The organism is Flavobacterium sp. LHD-85 (genome assembly GCF_030929595.1).
Taxonomy (GTDB): domain Bacteria; phylum Bacteroidota; class Bacteroidia; order Flavobacteriales; family Flavobacteriaceae; genus Flavobacterium.
Window position 1 is genome coordinate 338,534 of sequence record NZ_JAVFVR010000003.1, and the last position, 16,615, is coordinate 355,148.

The 16,615-nt window shown below is 33.5% G+C and carries 14 protein-coding genes; 4 read left to right on the plus strand and 10 right to left on the minus strand.

All coding sequences use genetic code 11. The annotated features are described in order from the left end of the window. Positions 1-144 precede the first annotated feature (144 nt). The 3 genes from RB618_RS07405 (at position 145) to RB618_RS07415 (ending at position 3,975) form a co-directional block, all read left to right on the plus strand. Positions 145-906 (plus strand): histidine kinase, encoded by a 762-nt coding sequence (locus RB618_RS07405; protein WP_308068170.1) that lies wholly within the window; start codon positions 145-147, stop codon positions 904-906. Further along, positions 869-1,588 (plus strand): response regulator transcription factor, encoded by a 720-nt coding sequence (locus RB618_RS07410; RefSeq protein ID WP_308068171.1) that lies wholly within the window; start codon positions 869-871, stop codon positions 1,586-1,588. Before RB618_RS07405 ends, RB618_RS07410 begins: the two co-directional genes overlap by 38 nt. 116 nt (positions 1,589-1,704) lie before the next feature. Then, positions 1,705-3,975, plus strand: a complete 2,271-nt coding sequence (locus tag RB618_RS07415) for a cation:proton antiporter (RefSeq protein WP_308068172.1) — start codon at positions 1,705-1,707, stop codon at positions 3,973-3,975. Positions 3,976-4,218: 243 nt separating this feature from the next. Here the strand turns inward: RB618_RS07415 and RB618_RS07420 are convergent, their stop codons facing one another. From RB618_RS07420 to pyrH, 3 genes are all read right to left on the minus strand, one after another. After that, positions 4,219-6,714 carry a DUF5686 family protein gene (locus tag RB618_RS07420; protein WP_308068173.1) on the minus strand — a complete coding sequence of 832 codons (2,496 nt, stop codon included), beginning with the start codon at positions 6,712-6,714 and terminating at the stop codon, positions 4,219-4,221. A gap of 120 nt (positions 6,715-6,834) precedes the next feature. Continuing rightward, positions 6,835-7,398 carry a ribosome recycling factor gene (frr, locus tag RB618_RS07425; RefSeq protein ID WP_111425131.1) on the minus strand — a complete coding sequence of 188 codons (564 nt, stop codon included), beginning with the start codon at positions 7,396-7,398 and terminating at the stop codon, positions 6,835-6,837. A 149-nt stretch (positions 7,399-7,547) separates the two neighbouring features. Beyond that, entirely contained in the window at positions 7,548-8,255 is a 708-nt protein-coding gene (pyrH, locus tag RB618_RS07430; protein ID WP_008465141.1) for a UMP kinase, read from the minus strand. 194 nt (positions 8,256-8,449) lie between these two features. Between pyrH and RB618_RS07435 the strand changes: the two genes are divergently transcribed. Then, positions 8,450-9,067, plus strand: coding sequence for a thioredoxin family protein (locus tag RB618_RS07435; protein ID WP_308068174.1), 618 nt, complete (start codon positions 8,450-8,452; stop codon positions 9,065-9,067). Positions 9,068-9,408: 341 nt separating this feature from the next. Here RB618_RS07435 and RB618_RS07440 read toward each other — a convergent pair whose 3' ends face one another. The 7 genes from RB618_RS07440 to RB618_RS07470 all read right to left on the minus strand — a co-directional run bounded on the left by RB618_RS07440 (position 9,409) and on the right by RB618_RS07470 (position 16,498). After that, on the minus strand, positions 9,409-9,972 hold the full coding sequence (locus RB618_RS07440) for a hypothetical protein (RefSeq protein WP_308068175.1): 564 nt from the start codon (positions 9,970-9,972) through the stop codon (positions 9,409-9,411). A gap of 8 nt (positions 9,973-9,980) precedes the next feature. Next, positions 9,981-10,676, minus strand: a complete 696-nt coding sequence (gene truB, locus RB618_RS07445; RefSeq protein WP_308068176.1) for a tRNA pseudouridine(55) synthase TruB — start codon at positions 10,674-10,676, stop codon at positions 9,981-9,983. Next, on the minus strand, positions 10,676-11,473 hold the full coding sequence (locus RB618_RS07450; protein ID WP_308068177.1) for an undecaprenyl-diphosphate phosphatase: 798 nt from the start codon (positions 11,471-11,473) through the stop codon (positions 10,676-10,678). The genes truB and RB618_RS07450 overlap by 1 nt, the downstream gene beginning before the upstream one ends. A gap of 81 nt (positions 11,474-11,554) precedes the next feature. Further along, on the minus strand, positions 11,555-11,818 hold the full coding sequence (locus RB618_RS07455; protein WP_308068178.1) for a DUF3098 domain-containing protein: 264 nt from the start codon (positions 11,816-11,818) through the stop codon (positions 11,555-11,557). 107 nt (positions 11,819-11,925) lie between these two features. After that, positions 11,926-12,801, minus strand: a complete 876-nt coding sequence (locus RB618_RS07460) for a permease-like cell division protein FtsX (RefSeq protein ID WP_308068179.1) — start codon at positions 12,799-12,801, stop codon at positions 11,926-11,928. Between the two features lie 532 nt (positions 12,802-13,333). Next, a complete protein-coding gene (locus RB618_RS07465) occupies positions 13,334-13,930 on the minus strand; it encodes a molybdopterin-dependent oxidoreductase (protein WP_308068180.1) in 597 nt (198 codons plus the stop codon). Positions 13,931-13,942: 12 nt separating this feature from the next. After that, positions 13,943-16,498, minus strand: a complete 2,556-nt coding sequence (locus RB618_RS07470) for a TonB-dependent receptor domain-containing protein (protein WP_308068181.1) — start codon at positions 16,496-16,498, stop codon at positions 13,943-13,945. Between the last annotated feature and the right edge of the window lie 117 nt (positions 16,499-16,615).

Consider the following 16,615-nt stretch of genomic DNA (forward strand, 5'->3'; position numbering starts at 1 on the left):
TTAACACAAATATAGATGATGTTTAAAATAGGATAATTTACTTGCTTTTTGCCAATTAGTCGTTAGCTTTTGCCATATTTGCAATTAATTTTACGATAAAAAATAACTGTATTGTAATTTTTGATTAAAACTAGATAAGCAACAATGCAACAAAATAATACGACAACTTTCATTTTTCTAGCTATTCTTTTGCTTTTAATTGTCATCATTTGTTTTATGATTTATCAATTGAAGCAAACAAAGAAAGCGAAAGACTATGCCGAGAAAAGTTTTTATGCCTTAGAATCTAAAGTCAATGATTTGCAATTGGAGAATTTGGAGTCAAAGCTGAATCCGCATTTGTTTAAGAATATTCTAAATTCGATTCAGTCGCATGCTTATCAGACTTATTTTGCTTTGGATAAATTGGCAAATGTTCTGGATTATATTTTGTACGAAAGCAAAAAGAAGTTTGTAACGCCCAAAGAAGAGATTGATTTTGCAATGAATCTAATCGAAATCAACAAAATTAAAATCAGTCCACTTTTTGAGTTGAAGGTAAAAACAAATATCAACGAAGAAGATAAGTTGTACGATCAGCCTTTGCTGGCACCTTTAATTTCGATTGATTTAATAGAAAATGCTTTCAAGCATGCCGATCTTCAAAGTGCAGATGCTTTTATTTCGGTAGTTTTTGAATTTAAAAACAATGCTTTTTTTATGACGGTTTCAAACAAAATCTCGGATAAAAAAGTACTGAAAAAAGAACGAAGTGGTCTTGGTCATACAACACTTGAGCACCGACTTCGCATTATTTATAAGAATAATTTCAAACTCGATAGGTTTATAGAAAACGATGTTTATATTGCCCATCTAAAAATTGATTTACTTGAATACAAAACTGAAATGCTTGCTTCTGGACGATGAACTTCCGGGATTGACTTACTTAAAAATGCTTTGCGAACAAATTCCGGAACTGGAAATCGTAAAAACTTGTAATGATCCGGAGAAATTGCTGTCTGATTTTTCGAACCTTGATTTTGATCTACTGATTTCGGATATTGAGATGCCCGGAATCGACGGATTGCATCTGGCAGAAAAACTGCAGGACAAATTGGTGATTTTTTGTACCGCGTATAAAGAATATGCTGCCGAAGCGTTTAATATTGATGCTGTAGATTATATTACAAAACCTGTAAAATTAGAGCGTTTGCAAAAAGCAATTACAAAGGCTTTGGAACGTTTTGAAAAATCAAATTCAGATAAAAAATTCATTCAGCTGAATACTGATAAAGGAAAAACACTGCTGTATTTTAACAAAATTCAATATATAAAAACCGCTGCGAGCGATAGCCGTGACAAAGCGGTTCTGCTTACCGATGGAAGTTTTTTGAATTTAAAAAACGTAAAATTCGATACACTTTTAAACGAATTGCCTGATGCCGATTTCTGCCGAATCAATAAGAAGGAAATTGTAGCGGTAAAAGCAATCAAGTTTTTTAACCATAATGAAATTGTCCTTCATCATTTAGAAGAAAACAATAAAAACACTACGCTTATCTTAAGCGAAACCTATCGAGCTGACTTTTTGAAAAAAGTTAAACTCTAAACTTATTACAATTTTTTTCAGACTTGTTACATACTATTGAAATTAACAAGTGAATTACTTTTTCACTAAATTCACAGTGCGGATATTTGCGTTAATTAAATCTAAAGAACGAGTTTATGAATAACATAAAGAACTCTCTATTCTATGTGACAGTTATTGGCGGTTTTACAGCGCTTATTTATTGGGTAATTTCAAAAGGTGCCGCATTAGAAGTGGGTCGTAATATTGTAAAGAAAAGTGTTGAAAGTAATCACTGGAAAGATTTTCTTCATTCGATGGTCGAAAACCTGCAGCATCCTTTGGCCATTTTACTGGCGCAGATCGTTACCATCATTTTAGTTGCCCGTTTGTTTGGATGGTTTTTTAGAAAAATAGGGCAGCCCTCAGTAATTGGAGAAATGATTGCGGGAATTGTTTTAGGGCCTTCTTTGGTCGGAATGTATTTTCCAGAGTTTTCGGCAACTTTATTTCCAAAAGAATCTTTGGGTAATCTACAGTTTTTAAGCCAAATCGGTTTAATTCTTTTCATGTTTGTTATCGGAATGGAGCTGGATTTAAAAGTCCTAAAGAACAAAGCGCACGATGCAGTTGTAATTAGTCATGCCAGTATTGTTATTCCGTTTGCTTTAGGATTATCATTGGCTTATTATATCTATGAAATATATGCTCCTATGGGAGTAGAATTTTCTTCTTTCGGTCTCTTTATGGGAATTGCAATGAGTATTACTGCATTTCCGGTTTTGGCTAGAATTGTTCAGGAACGCGGCATGCAGAAAACAAAACTAGGTACTATTGCCATTACTTGTGCGGCTGCAGACGATATTACGGCTTGGTGTATTTTGGCAGTTGTTATTGCTATTGTAAAAGCAGGTTCGCTTTCTAGTTCATTATATGTAATCGGAATGGCGATTTTGTATGTGATTATCATGCTGAAAATCGTTCGCCCGTTCTTAAAAAGGGTAGGAGATTTAAATGCTACGCGCGAAAGTTTAAACAAACCAGTAGTTGCCATTTTCTTTATTACGCTTTTAATTTCTGCTTATGCATCTGAGTTAATCGGAATTCACGCTTTGTTCGGAGCTTTTCTTGCTGGAGCAATTATGCCTGAAAACAATAAATTTAGAAATATTTTTATCGAAAAAGTTGAGGACGTTTCGATCATTGTTCTTTTGCCCTTATTTTTTGTGTTCACAGGTTTGCGTACCCAAATCGGATTGTTGAATGATCCTGAATTATGGAAAGTTACTGGTCTAATTATTTTAGTTGCCGTAGTTGGTAAATTTTTTGGAAGTGCCCTAGCAGCCAAATTTATGGGGCAAAACTGGAAAGATAGTTTGGCTATTGGCGCCTTGATGAACACTAGAGGTTTAATGGAATTGGTGGTTTTAAATATTGGTTACGATCTTGGAGTATTGTCTACAGAGATTTTTACTATGATGGTGATTATGGCGTTGGTAACTACTTTTATGACAGGGCCAGCCTTAGATTTTATCGGATTTATTTTTAAAGATAAAGAGACCGCTGTACCAGAAGAAATTGGAACCAAGAGCAAGTATAAGATTCTGCTTTCATTTGCCACTCCCGAAAAAGGGAAAAAATTGCTTCAAATCGCAAATAGTTTTGTTAAAAAGCAAGGAGATAATTCTATTGTAACAGCAATGCATTTGTCTTTAAGCACCGAAGTGCATTCTTTTGATATAAAAGAGCATGAACGTAAAATGCTGATTCCAGTAATTGAAGAATCGCAACGTCTGAATCAGAATGTGGTGAGTTTGTTTAAAGTTACTAATGATATTGATTCGGATATTATTGATACGGCAAATCAAGGAGAGTATGATTTACTGCTGGTTGGTTTAGGACAATCTATTTTTGACGGAACATTGCTTGGAAAAATTCTTGGCTTTACGACTAGAATTGTAAATCCAGATCGTTTGATTGATAAGTTTACAGGAAAAGAAGGTTTGTTTGAAAACAATCCATTTGATGAAAGAACGCGACATATTATTGCTAAAGCTAAAATGCCGGTTGGAATTTTTATCGAAAAAAATCTTGAAGAAGTCAACCAAGTTTTTATACCTGTTTTTACTAGAGAAGATGCCTTTTTAATTGATTATGCTAAAAAACTAATCAATAACAACGGTTCTCAAATCACAGTTTTAGATGCTGGAGGAGAAGTGAAAAATACGAGAGAAATTCAGGAAACAATTCGTTCTATTGAGCAAATTGCACCAAATCATATTATGATTATGAATGACAGAACGCTAAAGAAAGAATTTTTAGAAAGCCAGGATTTAATGATTATCAGTTTAGATAGTTGGAAAAAATTAATAGAATCTCAAAGTATCTGGCTGAATAATTCGCCATCGGTTTTGATTCTTAAACCATAGTTGGTGAAAATTTCAAAGTTTTAAATTCCAAATTCCAATTGATTGTTGGAGTTTGGGATTTTTTATTTCGTTCCAATATTCGTAGAGACGCACTGCAGTGCATCTAGCCCATGAGGATATTCGTTGAGTAGACGCACTGCGGTGCGTCTCTACAGATATAGGTCGTGTTAATTTTGCGTTCAACTTGGAATTTGGAATTTCCCAACTTGGAATTTGGAATTTAAAAATATTGGAATTTAACTTTTATAGTCCTAAATCAAGAACATAAGAAATCTTAACTGCAATATTGTCTTCAAACCTCAATAACTGATTTGGTCCGTAACGATAGAATCCGCCTAAACCAAAACCTTTAAAAATTCTGTTCAATTCTAATCCCGATTCATAATAACCTTTATCCAAAGTTTTATAAGCTGGGCCAACGTGCTGTTCTGGGTTTTCCATGCTTCCCCAAGCCATTCTGGTAACTAAGACCAATGATGGACGAACTTTCTTCATGATTCTAATTCGGTCAAAACCGTGTTTAATTTGAAACATCAAATATTGGCTTGAGAAAAATTCGTTAAAAAACATTGTTTCAAAAGAATTTCTTCCGGCAAAAGTAATACGCTGAAAGATCGTTTCTTTTGTTAAGTTATTCGGAGCAGTGTTGTACAAATGTGTAATAGGAACATCGCCCATTGCATAACCTGCCTGCAAAAGCAAACTTGTTTTCTGACGGTTTAAGTACTGTTTTTCGTATTCTGCCTTAAAATCTATTTTACTAAAAGTAAAATCATTTTCAAAAACATTTGGCAGAGACTGAGTGTATTGAAAAGTAAATCTCGGAAACTTTTTATCACTTTCAGTTCTTCCTGTTGGAGTCTGCATGTAATTGCTGAAAGGTGCCCAGACAATAGAAAGCATTGCTGTGGTCATAATATAGTTAGAATACAATTTTCCGTTTAGATTATACAGATAATCAAATTTTGGTTCGATATAATTTCTCGAAAGCTCCAAAACAGCCTCAGTTTTCGGAATAAATTTGGTCTGAACATTGGCACGCCATCCTATATACTCATAAAATGTACTAATGTTAATTGGTCGCGGATCGTAAATTTTAAAAACACGTTTGTCTACAGAAAAAATGGTACTTGCAATTTCTCGCACATCATCTGTATAATAGCCATTAAACCAAGTATTGGTGTGTTTGTCTAATAAAACGCCTCCTCCAATGCTGTATTTAAAAACTCCATCTTTTGTTCCATAAGCGCCATAACCTTCAATACGGAAAAACTTAGACAAACGGTCATTGGTTATTCCGCCTACACCAAGACGAAAACCTTCGTAATTATTGTAGCTTATGATTTTTTTTAAATCCAAATCGATTGGACCAATCGGGTAGAAGCCATTAATGATTTTTCGGCCAATTCCTAAGCGTTTTTCAATTCGATTTCGGATAGAAAGACTATCTAAGAGTAAATACGTTTTTTGGCTTTTTAAATCAAGATTTTCTTTTCGGTAGGCTTCCCAGAAACTTTCAGGCTTTTTGGCTGCGTCATCGTTAATTTCGATATAAAGAGAAGGGTTTTTTATTGGGGTTCCAGTATTGACACGAATATCAAAACTATTACTTTCAGAAAGGAGATAAGTAAAATCGGAAGCTACTTTTTTTCGGGTTTCAAAATTGTCTTCAACATCTCCATCAAATTGAATAGTACCGCCTAAAATTCGAATATCGTCGTCATTCTTTCCTTTTACAATTTTAAAAGTCGTATTGCTCTGAAACCATATTTTTTCTTTAGGGATATACTCAAATTCATGAATGCCGCTGATGTCTAGAACGCCTTTAATTCTCATTACTGCTTTTGCAACAGCATAATTTTCTTTGTCAATGTATAAAACACCTTCTAGGCCAGAGGTTTTTCGGTGTGACTTATTTTTAAAATAAATCATATAAGTGTCACGACCTCGAATGCTTACTGTATCTAATAATTTGTAATTATAGCTTGAAGGAGCATTTTTCGAAATCGGATTTTCATATTTGGTTTCGAATAATTCATAATTAGAATCATAAATCGAAATAGATTGAAGATTGAAGGCCAAAACTTCATAAATAGGCTGTTTGAAACCCGCGATTTTTGTTCCTAAAACAGTTTCTTTCAGTTTGTTGTTTCCGAACTGATATTGAGAAACTTTCTCGGTCTGAAATAAGTGCTGCTTACTTACGATCTCTTTAAACTTGTAATCGGAAGAATCGATGTTAATGATTTTTTTGTTTAAATCTTTATACGACGCCGAAGTATCTATACGGCCATCAATCGAATCGGGATTTGCCGTTACAATAAGTTTGTTGTAGGTTTTATATTCAAAATTATTGAGTTTTTTTTGCGGATCATTTGTCGATTTATTGGCAATAACTTTTTTGATTATGGTTAAAGCCGGATTTTCATTAGAAACAACAACTTCTTTTAAATCATCAGTCTGCTGTAAAAGTGCTACTGAATAATATGTTTTGTTGTTAAGTAAGGCAATAGTTTTGGTTTGGAAACCTATGTATGAAACTGTAAGTGATGTAGCGGAGCTGTTAATTTTAAAAATAAATTTTCCGTCAACGTCTGTAATTGTGTTATTGTTTTCTGAGGTGGTAATAGTAGCAAACGGAAGAGGTTTGTTATTTGAATCAGTTACGATTCCGTTTATTTGAATTTGCGCTTGAAGAGTAAGCGTAAAAAACAAAGTCAAAAAACAAAATAGCTTCATACAGAATGATATAGTTTCAAAAACGAAAAGTATTTACTTTTCGTATGCAAAAATAGCAATAAAAAAATCCGTCTGGTACAATAAACCAAACGGATTTTTTTATTTTATCTCATTCTCAGGTTACACCTTCATGATTTCGGCTTCTTTTGCAGCCAATAACTCATCAATTTTTTTGATGTAAGCGTTTGTTAAGTTTTGAACTTCTTCTTCTGCAGATTTACAGATATCTTCTGAAGTTCCTTCTTTTTCTAATTTTTTGATATCAGTATTAGCATCTTTACGAGAGTTACGAATACCAATTTTAGCATCTTCAGCTTCAGATTTTGCTTGTTTAGCTAAATCACGACGACGCTCTTCAGTTAATGGCGGTACGCTAATGATTACCATATCTCCATTATTCATTGGGTTAAAACCAATGTTAGCGATTAAGATTGCTTTTTCAATTGCTTGCAGCATGTTTTTTTCAAATGGCTGTAATGTAATTGTTCTAGCATCTGGAACACTAATTTTAGATACTTGAGAAAGCGGCGTTGCAGATCCGTAATAATCTACAAAAACACCTCCAAGCATAGCTGGAGAAGCTTTCCCTGCACGAATATTAAGAAATTCTTTCTCTAAGTGTGCAATAGTACCATTCATTGATTCCTCAGTACTTTCTAAAATAAAGTCTATTTCTTCAGTCATTTTGTTTAGATTTTTAGATTCTTAGAAGATAGATTTTTAGACTATAAAAATGGTTTCTTCTAATTTACTAACTAATATTATTTTGTTTTTTGATTGCCTTAAGGTTGTGAAGATTTTAGAAATTCTAACAATCTAACCATCTAAGCAATCTAAATATTTACTACAGTTCCGATGTTTTCGCCTTCGCAGATTTTCAAAAGGTTTCCGATTTTATTCATATCAAAAACAACAATTGGCAACTTGTTTTCCTGGCTTAATGTAAATGCAGTTGTATCCATTACATTCAATCCTTTTTTGATTACGTCATCAAATGAGATGAAATCAAATTTTACAGCCGAAGCATTTTTCTCTGGATCTGAATCGTAAACACCATCAACGCGAGTTCCTTTTAGGATAACATCAGCATTGATTTCGATACCTCTTAAAACTGCAGCAGTATCAGTTGTAAAATATGGATTTCCAGTTCCTGCGCCAAAAATTACAATTCTGCCTTTTTCAAGATGACGGTCAGCTCTTCTTTTAATGTATGGTTCTGCAATAGATTCCATTTTCAAAGCCGTCTGCAAACGCGTTTTCATTCCTTTATCTTCAAGAGCGCCTTGCAAAGCCATTCCGTTAATAACAGTTGCAAGCATTCCCATATAATCTCCTTGCACTCTGTCCATTCCTGAGCTTGCCCCGGCAACGCCTCTAAAAATATTTCCTCCTCCAATAACAATAGCAATTTCGACTCCTTTATCGTGAATTTGCTTAATTTCATCTGCATATTCGCCTAATCTTTTTGGGTCAATACCGTATTGTAAATCACCCATTAGGGCTTCGCCGCTAAGTTTAAGAAGAATTCTTTTATATTTCATGTGTGTGTTGCGTTAATTTGTGCAAATATAGACATATTCTGATTTTTAAAAATAATGTTTGCAAAAAATTAATTTTTGGTTGAATTTTAGATTTAAAACGGCCTTATAAGTTATTTAATCTAAATGTGACAAATGTCATTTCTCCGTCATTTCAAAAATTCGTATTTTTATTGTATTCTAAAAATGAAACAAATATGAAAAGCATCGTGGCCAAAGCATTATTCAATAGTCATCCCTATGTTGAATACAGAAAAATAGTAACCGATTTATTGTCTGAAGGAAAATCAACAGGAAATGAACAATCTGAAAGTCTTACCAATTATTCTAAATTGAATGAAGCAAGAATGAACCGTTTGGAAAAAACGATTGTCATTTCTGATAACATTTCGACTAAACTTCAAAACTTAGACAATCATTATATTTGGCTGGTCCTTTCTGAAGGCTGGTGTGGTGATGCAGCACAAATTCTCCCAATTTTAAATAAAATGGCTTTGGCCTCAAATAAAAAAATTGAGCTAAGAATTGCATTTCGCGATGAAAATGATGATTTGATGAATCATTATTTGACCAATGGCGGAAGAGCAATTCCAAAAGTAATCGTTATCTGCAAAGAAGCTGGAATTGTACGCGCCGATTGGGGGCCAAGACCAAAAGGAGCAACCGAATTAATGGAAAAACATAAAAGAGAAGTTGGCGCTATCAATGAAAAAATAAAAACAGATTTACAGTTATGGTATCTGGCAGATAAAGGAATTTCGGTTCAGGAAGAGTTGGTCGAAATTATGGAAAATATCAAGTATAATCGCCTTTGATCGGATTAATGTGTTGATAAACAGATTATTTGTTAATAAAATTATCTTAAAGTCTTTTTGACTTCAATAGATTTTTGTAACTTAGTAAAAATAATCCCACATCTATTATAGCTTTCAGATTTACTCTTTTTATTGGTGTTTATTTAATATTTAACAATTAAAAATTACACTATTATGAAAAAGTTATTCGAAAGATTTTATGATTTCTTTTCTACATTTTTATTTGGAGGGAAGAATGTGCCTCACTATTAATTTGAGATGAGTATGGAACAACATTACTTGTTTTAAGAGCTTGGCACATTACTTTCTAATATGTAATGTGCTTTTTTTGAACCAAATATTTAGTTTGCTTCTGATGATGAGTAATAAAAGAAATCCTGAAGAGTTATTCCAAAAGAAATCATACCAATGCTTTTTTCATTGTGGAGTGGAAAATCATAATCACAGATTTCTGCAAAAAGAATAAAATCGTCTGAACCAATTCCGAGTTTTAATTTTTTGTACGCTCCATTTAAATCGCCGCGTCCTATGGCAAACCCTTTTCCGTAACCGGCTTGTAGCATAATTCGCGTTTCTGGTCCTACTTTTGGACTTATGCCAAGATTTAAAAAGACAGGAACAGCAACAAGTTTGTCATCCCATTTATAGTCAATACCACTGTGAAGACCTAATGTGAGCCATTTTTTGTAGTGAACTCCGTACCCAATTTTCGAACCTAATCCGTTTGGTACAAGAAAAGCATTTGTGGATGTTGATTCTTGATCGTAATATGAATCGTTTGTGTTAGGGTTTCCAGTTATAGAAACAGCAAAGTCAAATTGTAAGTATGTGAATTTAGCTGCCTGACTATGTATGAATGAACTAAAAAAGGTTATAAATGCAATAGTCAGTAAAATTCTCTTCATACAAGGTTTTATTTTTTCAGGAGTTCTTCTTCAAACAAAGTAATATCAATTGCATTTTTTACATCGTAATCGCCAATTTTAGTTCGACGTAAAACGGTTAAATGCGAACCCGAATTCATTGCTTTTCCAAAATCATAAGCTAGAGAACGAATATAAGTTCCTTTAGAACAAACTACTCTAAAATCGATTTCTGGTAATGCAATTCTTGTGATTTCAAATTCGTGAATAGTAGTTTTTCTGCTTGCAATTTCAATAGATTCTCCTGCACGCGCATGTTCGTATAAACGGACTCCGTCTTTTTTAATTGCAGAAAAAATAGGCGGTTTCTGGTCAATTTCTCCTAAAAACTGTTTTACGGTTTCGTGGATCAAAACTTCATCAATATGTTCAGTTGGAAAAGTCTGATCGATTTCGGTTTCTAGATCGTATGATGGAGTAGTGGCTCCAATGTAAAAAGTTCCAGTATATTCTTTTGCCTGACCTTGAAGTTCGGAGATTCTTTTAGTGAATTTTCCTGTGCAGATTAATAAAAGTCCAGTTGCCAAAGGATCTAAAGTTCCTGCGTGGCCAATTTTGAACTTTTTTGGAAGCCCGACTTTATTAATTAAAAGGTATTTTAATTTATTGACAGCTTGAAATGAACTCCATTTTAAAGGTTTGTCTATCAATAAAACCTGTCCTTCTAGATATTCTTCAGGTGTCATTATATAATAGTAAGCGGATGAATGAAAAAGTGAATCAATAATAAAATGATTCCAGCAATGATTCGGTAATAACCAAAAACTTTAAATCCGTTTTTAGTCAAAAATCCGATGAAGGTTTTAATCGCTAGTAATGCTACAGCAAAAGCAACAATGTTTCCAATAACCAGCATGTTTACTTGGTCGTGAGATAATTCAAAACCTGCTTTGTAATAATCGTAGCATTTTTTTGCAGTTGCGCCGAACATAGTTGGAACGGCTAAGAAAAATGAGAATTCTGCAGCAGAAGTTCTAGTCAGTTTTTGTGCCATACCTCCAACAATACTAGCACCGCTTCGAGAAACTCCAGGAATCATGGCAAGACATTGAAATAAACCAATTTTTAAAGCTTTAGCATAAGTGATTTCAGTAGAAACTTCTGGGTCATTTGGTTTGTTGAACCATTCGTCTACTTTTAGCAGAATTACACCTCCAATTAAAAGAGAAATTGCTACAGTTACGGGATTTTCTAATAAGCCATCAATAAAATCACTTAATAATAATCCTAAAACAGCTGCAGGAATAAAAGCAACAAGAAGTTTAAAGTAAAAATCAAAAGTTTGAAAGAAACGTTTGAAGTATAAAATTATAACCGAAAGTATCGCTCCAAGCTGAATTACAATGGTGAAAAGTTTAGTGAAATCGTCATGAGCGATTCCAAAAAAAGAAGAGGCAATAATCATATGTCCTGTAGAAGAAACAGGTAAAAATTCTGTAATTCCTTCAATAATGGCAAGAACAATAGCTTGTAGTGTATTCATTTAGAATTTTAGATTTCAGATTTCAGATTTTAGATTGCCCTTCGACTTCGCTCAGGGTGACAAAAAATCTATAAACCTTTATTATTTTGATTTTTTGAATATAGAATAAATCGTGATTCCAAAACCGATTAGGACAGTTGTTGGTGCTAAACGAATACGTCTAAAGTTAAAAATGTCTTCGTTAAAAACATTCGGATCTGTACTTCCTCCGCCAGACATTAAAATAAATCCAAGTGCAATTACAGCAATACCAATCAATAAAATTTTATAATTGATGCTGTCAAAAAGGAATTCCTGTTTTTGAACTTGTTGTTCTTCTTTATTATTGTTATTGTTGTTTTTCATTTTTATCTTTTGTTAAACCAGCAAAGCTGAGTTTGTTTATTTGTAGCCTGAGCAAAAACGAAGGCGTTATAATCTAAAATCTAAAGTCTGCAATCTAAAATCAAAAATTAATAAAGATCGTCAGTTCTTAAATTCAAGAAACGTTGTGTTGCAAAATGTGTGCTTACCCAAGTAATTAAAACTCCTAATCCGAAAACCGCAACCAGAACCAAACCAGTTAAAGCTTTATCTTCAAGAATTCCTAAACCAGGAAAATTAGTATCTACATATAATAAAAGCGCGATTAAAGCAATAATGGCCAAACCTGCACCAAGCATTCCAAGTTTTACACTTCGTATTACAAATGGTTTACGGATAAACGCTTTTGTAGCGCCAACCATTTGCATGGTTTTAATAATAAAACGATTTGAATGTATAGATAAACGCAATGAACTATTGATTAATAAAACAGCAATTACAGTTAAGAAACCGCTGATAATCAAAATCCACATACTTACTTTTCTGATGTTGTCATTTACAAGATTTACCAATTGTTTGTCGTAAACAATATCTGAAATCATAGCATTTTTGCGAAAGTTGCTTTCAATCTTAACGATGCTGTCTCTTTCTACATAATCTGCTTTTAAGTGAATATCATATGAATTCAATAACGGATTTTCTCCCAAAAAGGTTAAGAAATCTTCTCCGATAATATCCGTGTGTTCTTTTGCTGCTTTTTCTTTGGTTACATAAACAAAAGATTTAGCAAAAGGCGCTCTTTTAAGTTCTGTATTAAATGCTTTGATAATGCTATCATTCGCTTCATTTTTGAAGAAAACTGTCATGGCGATTTTTTCTTTAAAATCGTCAGCCAATTGTTTAGAATTAATAATGAATAATCCCAGTACTCCTAAAAGGAATAAAACCAAGAATACACTTAATACTACCGAAAAATAAGAGGAAATTAACCTGCGCTTTTGAAATTTATCAAAGTTAGAACTCATAGATACTTAAATTATGTGGTAAAAATAATAAAGAATTTCTTTATTTAAAGTTAATAACAAACTTTTATACTTAAAAGTACGATTTAAATCTTGAATAAAAGTTTATTTAATCTCAAAGTGCGCAAGGTTTTATGTAAAGTTTCTAAACAAAGCTTATTTAATCTCGCAAAGTCGCGGAGTTGCAAAGTAAAAAGTATAACCACAGATTAAAAGGATTAAAGTGATTTTTTAATCGATGTGAATCCTTTAATCTTTGGCAAAAAAATAAAACTTTGATTTTTGTACGTATTGTATTTTAAATATAGCCCGTGGTTTCAACCTCGGGTACACAATCATTGTCATACATTTGTCGCAATCTGTATTCCTGCAATTCAATCGTAGGGCGCAAATATAAATACGTTTCCCGTGGTTGAAACTACGGACTATGTTCGATAAGAAGATATTAAATTTGATTGAACAAAAACTTTGCGACTCCGCGACTTTGCGAGATTAAATAAGCTTAGCGACTTAGTGCCTCAGAACCTTAGAATCTTTATTCAACTTTATAAACTTCAATGCTTTTTAGCCAATAAACATGTCTTGGTCCAGTTCTAATGTCATTTTTGCAAATGGCAATCATTTCTCCATTTTTAATTGGTTTTCCATTTTCTTCAAAAAGAATAAAAGCATTGTCTCCTGTTGGATTATTGAAAAGTTCGGCCCACGAAAAAGTAGCTTTATAATTATCTGAAGCTCTTGTAACAATATAAAAGTTTCGATCTTTATGGTCTTCCTGTTTTATTTTGGCTTTTTCTAAAATATCTCTCAGCAAAACGCCTTTGCAGGTTTTTACTTCTCGTTTTACTTCTCCATTTTTACCTAAAATTTTGAAATTATCAATTGTGGTAACTTTCATTTTCTTCAAAGAATCGACAGTCAATTGCAACGGAAATTCTACTTCGCCTTTTACTTCAATGTAATGATTGACTAATTTTAGACTGTCCTCAGCCGTAAGAACAGTATGTTCATGTTTCGGTTTTTCTAAAGGTTTTTCTATAGCGTTTGTTTCTTCTTTGTCTTTTTTAGAAGAATTACACATAGAGCATGAAAATGCAATTAATAGGACGAGAATGTAATTTTTAGTTTTCATAAAAGTTGTGTTTTAGAATTTAGTGGTTTCCCAAACTAATGATAAGTAATATAATCCGCCAATTGATGGTCCGCCAAGAATTGAAGTATATGGTTTATTGAGGATGTTTGTTCCGCCCAATTTTGCCGATATGCCCTTTTTGAAATGGTAATTTAATTGCGCATCCATTGTCCAATAAGCAGGAACAGTTCCGCTGACCAAGAAAGAAACATAATCAAAGTTGTTTTGATAACGAGCCGTTACGCTTGCACCAAGATTTTTCCAAATGTTTTGGGCAATCAGCGTTCCGTTTAAGTTAAATTCTGGCGTGTTGAAACCGTCTTCCAAACCATCTTTATCGTCCGTTTTGTCGAGTTTGGTGTAAGTAAGATTGGTTAAAGCGCTGAAAGTATTACCAAAACGATATTTCAAACCTAAACTTCCTCCGTAATTGTAAATTTTACTTTTTGAATTCGTCCAAAGTCTGTAACGGTTTTGTGTATTTTTTGAATATAAAGCAGTCGGAATCAAATTTGGATCTGTCGTATTCGGAATGCTAGCTTCGACTTGTGCAATGAAATTTTTATAAGAGTTGTAATAGAAATCGGCATCAATAAATAGGTTTTTGTTTAAAGCCATTCCTCTAAAACCAACTTCAAAGGATTTCACAAATTCGGGTTCCAAATAAGTGTAAGGATTTTTCTGAATTGTATTTTTGTTTTTTTCGATCGCCTGTGCTTGAGCCAAACCATTTGTATTAACATCAGTATTAACCTGTGTTTGAAATTTATCGATTGAAGCTTTGGTATATGAGTTTTCGAAAATTCCATCAGACATAATTCGCAATCCGCCAACACGTTTTACACCGCCTGAATTGACATTGGAAAAACCTTCAAAAATGCTCGGGAAACGATACCCGTTTTGATACGAAGCTCTAAAGTTTAAGTTTTCTTTTGGCGAATAAACTGCTGTAAACTGAGGCGTAAATTTTGCATCAAAATAATCGGCTTTGTCCATTCTTATAGTTGCGCCCAATCTTAATTTATCTGAGAAAAAATCTTTTGTGACTTGTGTAAAAGCACCAGTTTTTTGATACGTCAGATTTTCGTCAGCATGAACTGGATTGATGAAATAATTTCCATCGGGAACAATTATGTAATTTCTATAATCTACACCGCTTAATAATTTCACATCAATTTTTTCAAAGAAGGAAAGAAAAGCTTTATCCCAATTAATCAATCCTTCGCCATGAACTAACGTTGATTTTACCCGCAAAGCGGCGCCAATATCCCAATTGTTGATATCGATTAATTCGTTTTTCTTTTGTTCGTAAGCTTCAGTTCCAGGTAAAAATCGCCCTGCGTCAGATTGAGTTCTCGCAATTCTGTGTGCATCAGCAACGCTTGCTCCGCTTGAAACAGCATTTTTATAGGCAGTGCTGTAATCGGCAAACCATTTATCATCCGATTTATAAGCACGATCCATATTTTCTGCCAAAGAACGTATATTGTACGAATCGCCAGTGTTTTCGTTTGTTGCATACGCTTTTACCTGAAAAACGGGTGTGTGATAATCGGCAGAAAATTGATTTAAAGTATACTTGTCTAATCGAAATCGGTTCGAACGCTGATAAATAGTATTTATTAAAGCAGTTTTGTAAGTCAGAGAAAGTTCATGACCTTTTTTTGGACGAAAATACAATCCGAAATCAGCTTTGTAATTTTTGATTTCGTAGTCAGAAATATCTGTTTCACGATAACCTGTTCTTGCCACCACATAATTTTTGCCATTTAAGTTTAAAGTTTTTCGATTTGCCGATTCATTTCCGTAACCATTTACTTCGTCGTAAGCAGGATTATCTGCGCCAAACAAACCTGTCGAAGCATTTGCATTTGGAGCCAAATCAGTTCTGTCGTCGGCAACCCAATCTGTTCCGCCGGTTGTGGATGCATTTATTTTGAAAGCCAATTTTTCATTAAAAGCTTTGGCAATTCTCAAATTAAACTGCGAATACACTTTTGGTGAAAACCGATCAATATTCCCAACATGATTTACGCCAGTCAATTGCTGTATGGCGATTCCTTGATATTCAAAAGGATTTTTGGTCTGAATATTGGCTAAACCGTTAATGGCGTTCATTCCGTACAAAGCGGCTGCAGTTCCAGGAATAATTTCGATTTTATCAATATCGAGATCATTTGCCCCGAGTGCATTTGCAATTGGAGCGCCCAAATGTGGAGCTTGATTATCAATTCCGTCTACTAATTGTGCAAATCTTACATTAGTAGAATTCGCAAAACCTCTCGTATTGATCACTTTAAAACCTAAACTCGGTGTAATAATCTGAACGCCTTTTACATTTTCGAGCGCTTCGTAAATACTCGGTGATCCCATTATTTTAGCTTCCGCCGATTTTAACTGCTCGATACTAATTGGGGAATGCATTAATTTTTCGGAACGGCGAGACGCTGTAATCACGATTTCATTTAGTTCTTCTTTTTTAATGCTGTCTTGCGTTTTTGAATTTTGGACTTGAGAAAAACTTTTTAGGCTTATAAAAACAAAGAATAAATACAGTTTTTGGTTCATGGTTTTTGGCTGTTAAATTCAGTATGTTTTAAAATGAATACTGATGATTAAAAAAAAAGTCGGTTTGGTTGGTTATTTTTTTAAACACATAGAAACATAGTTTTTTTATCCTCAAAA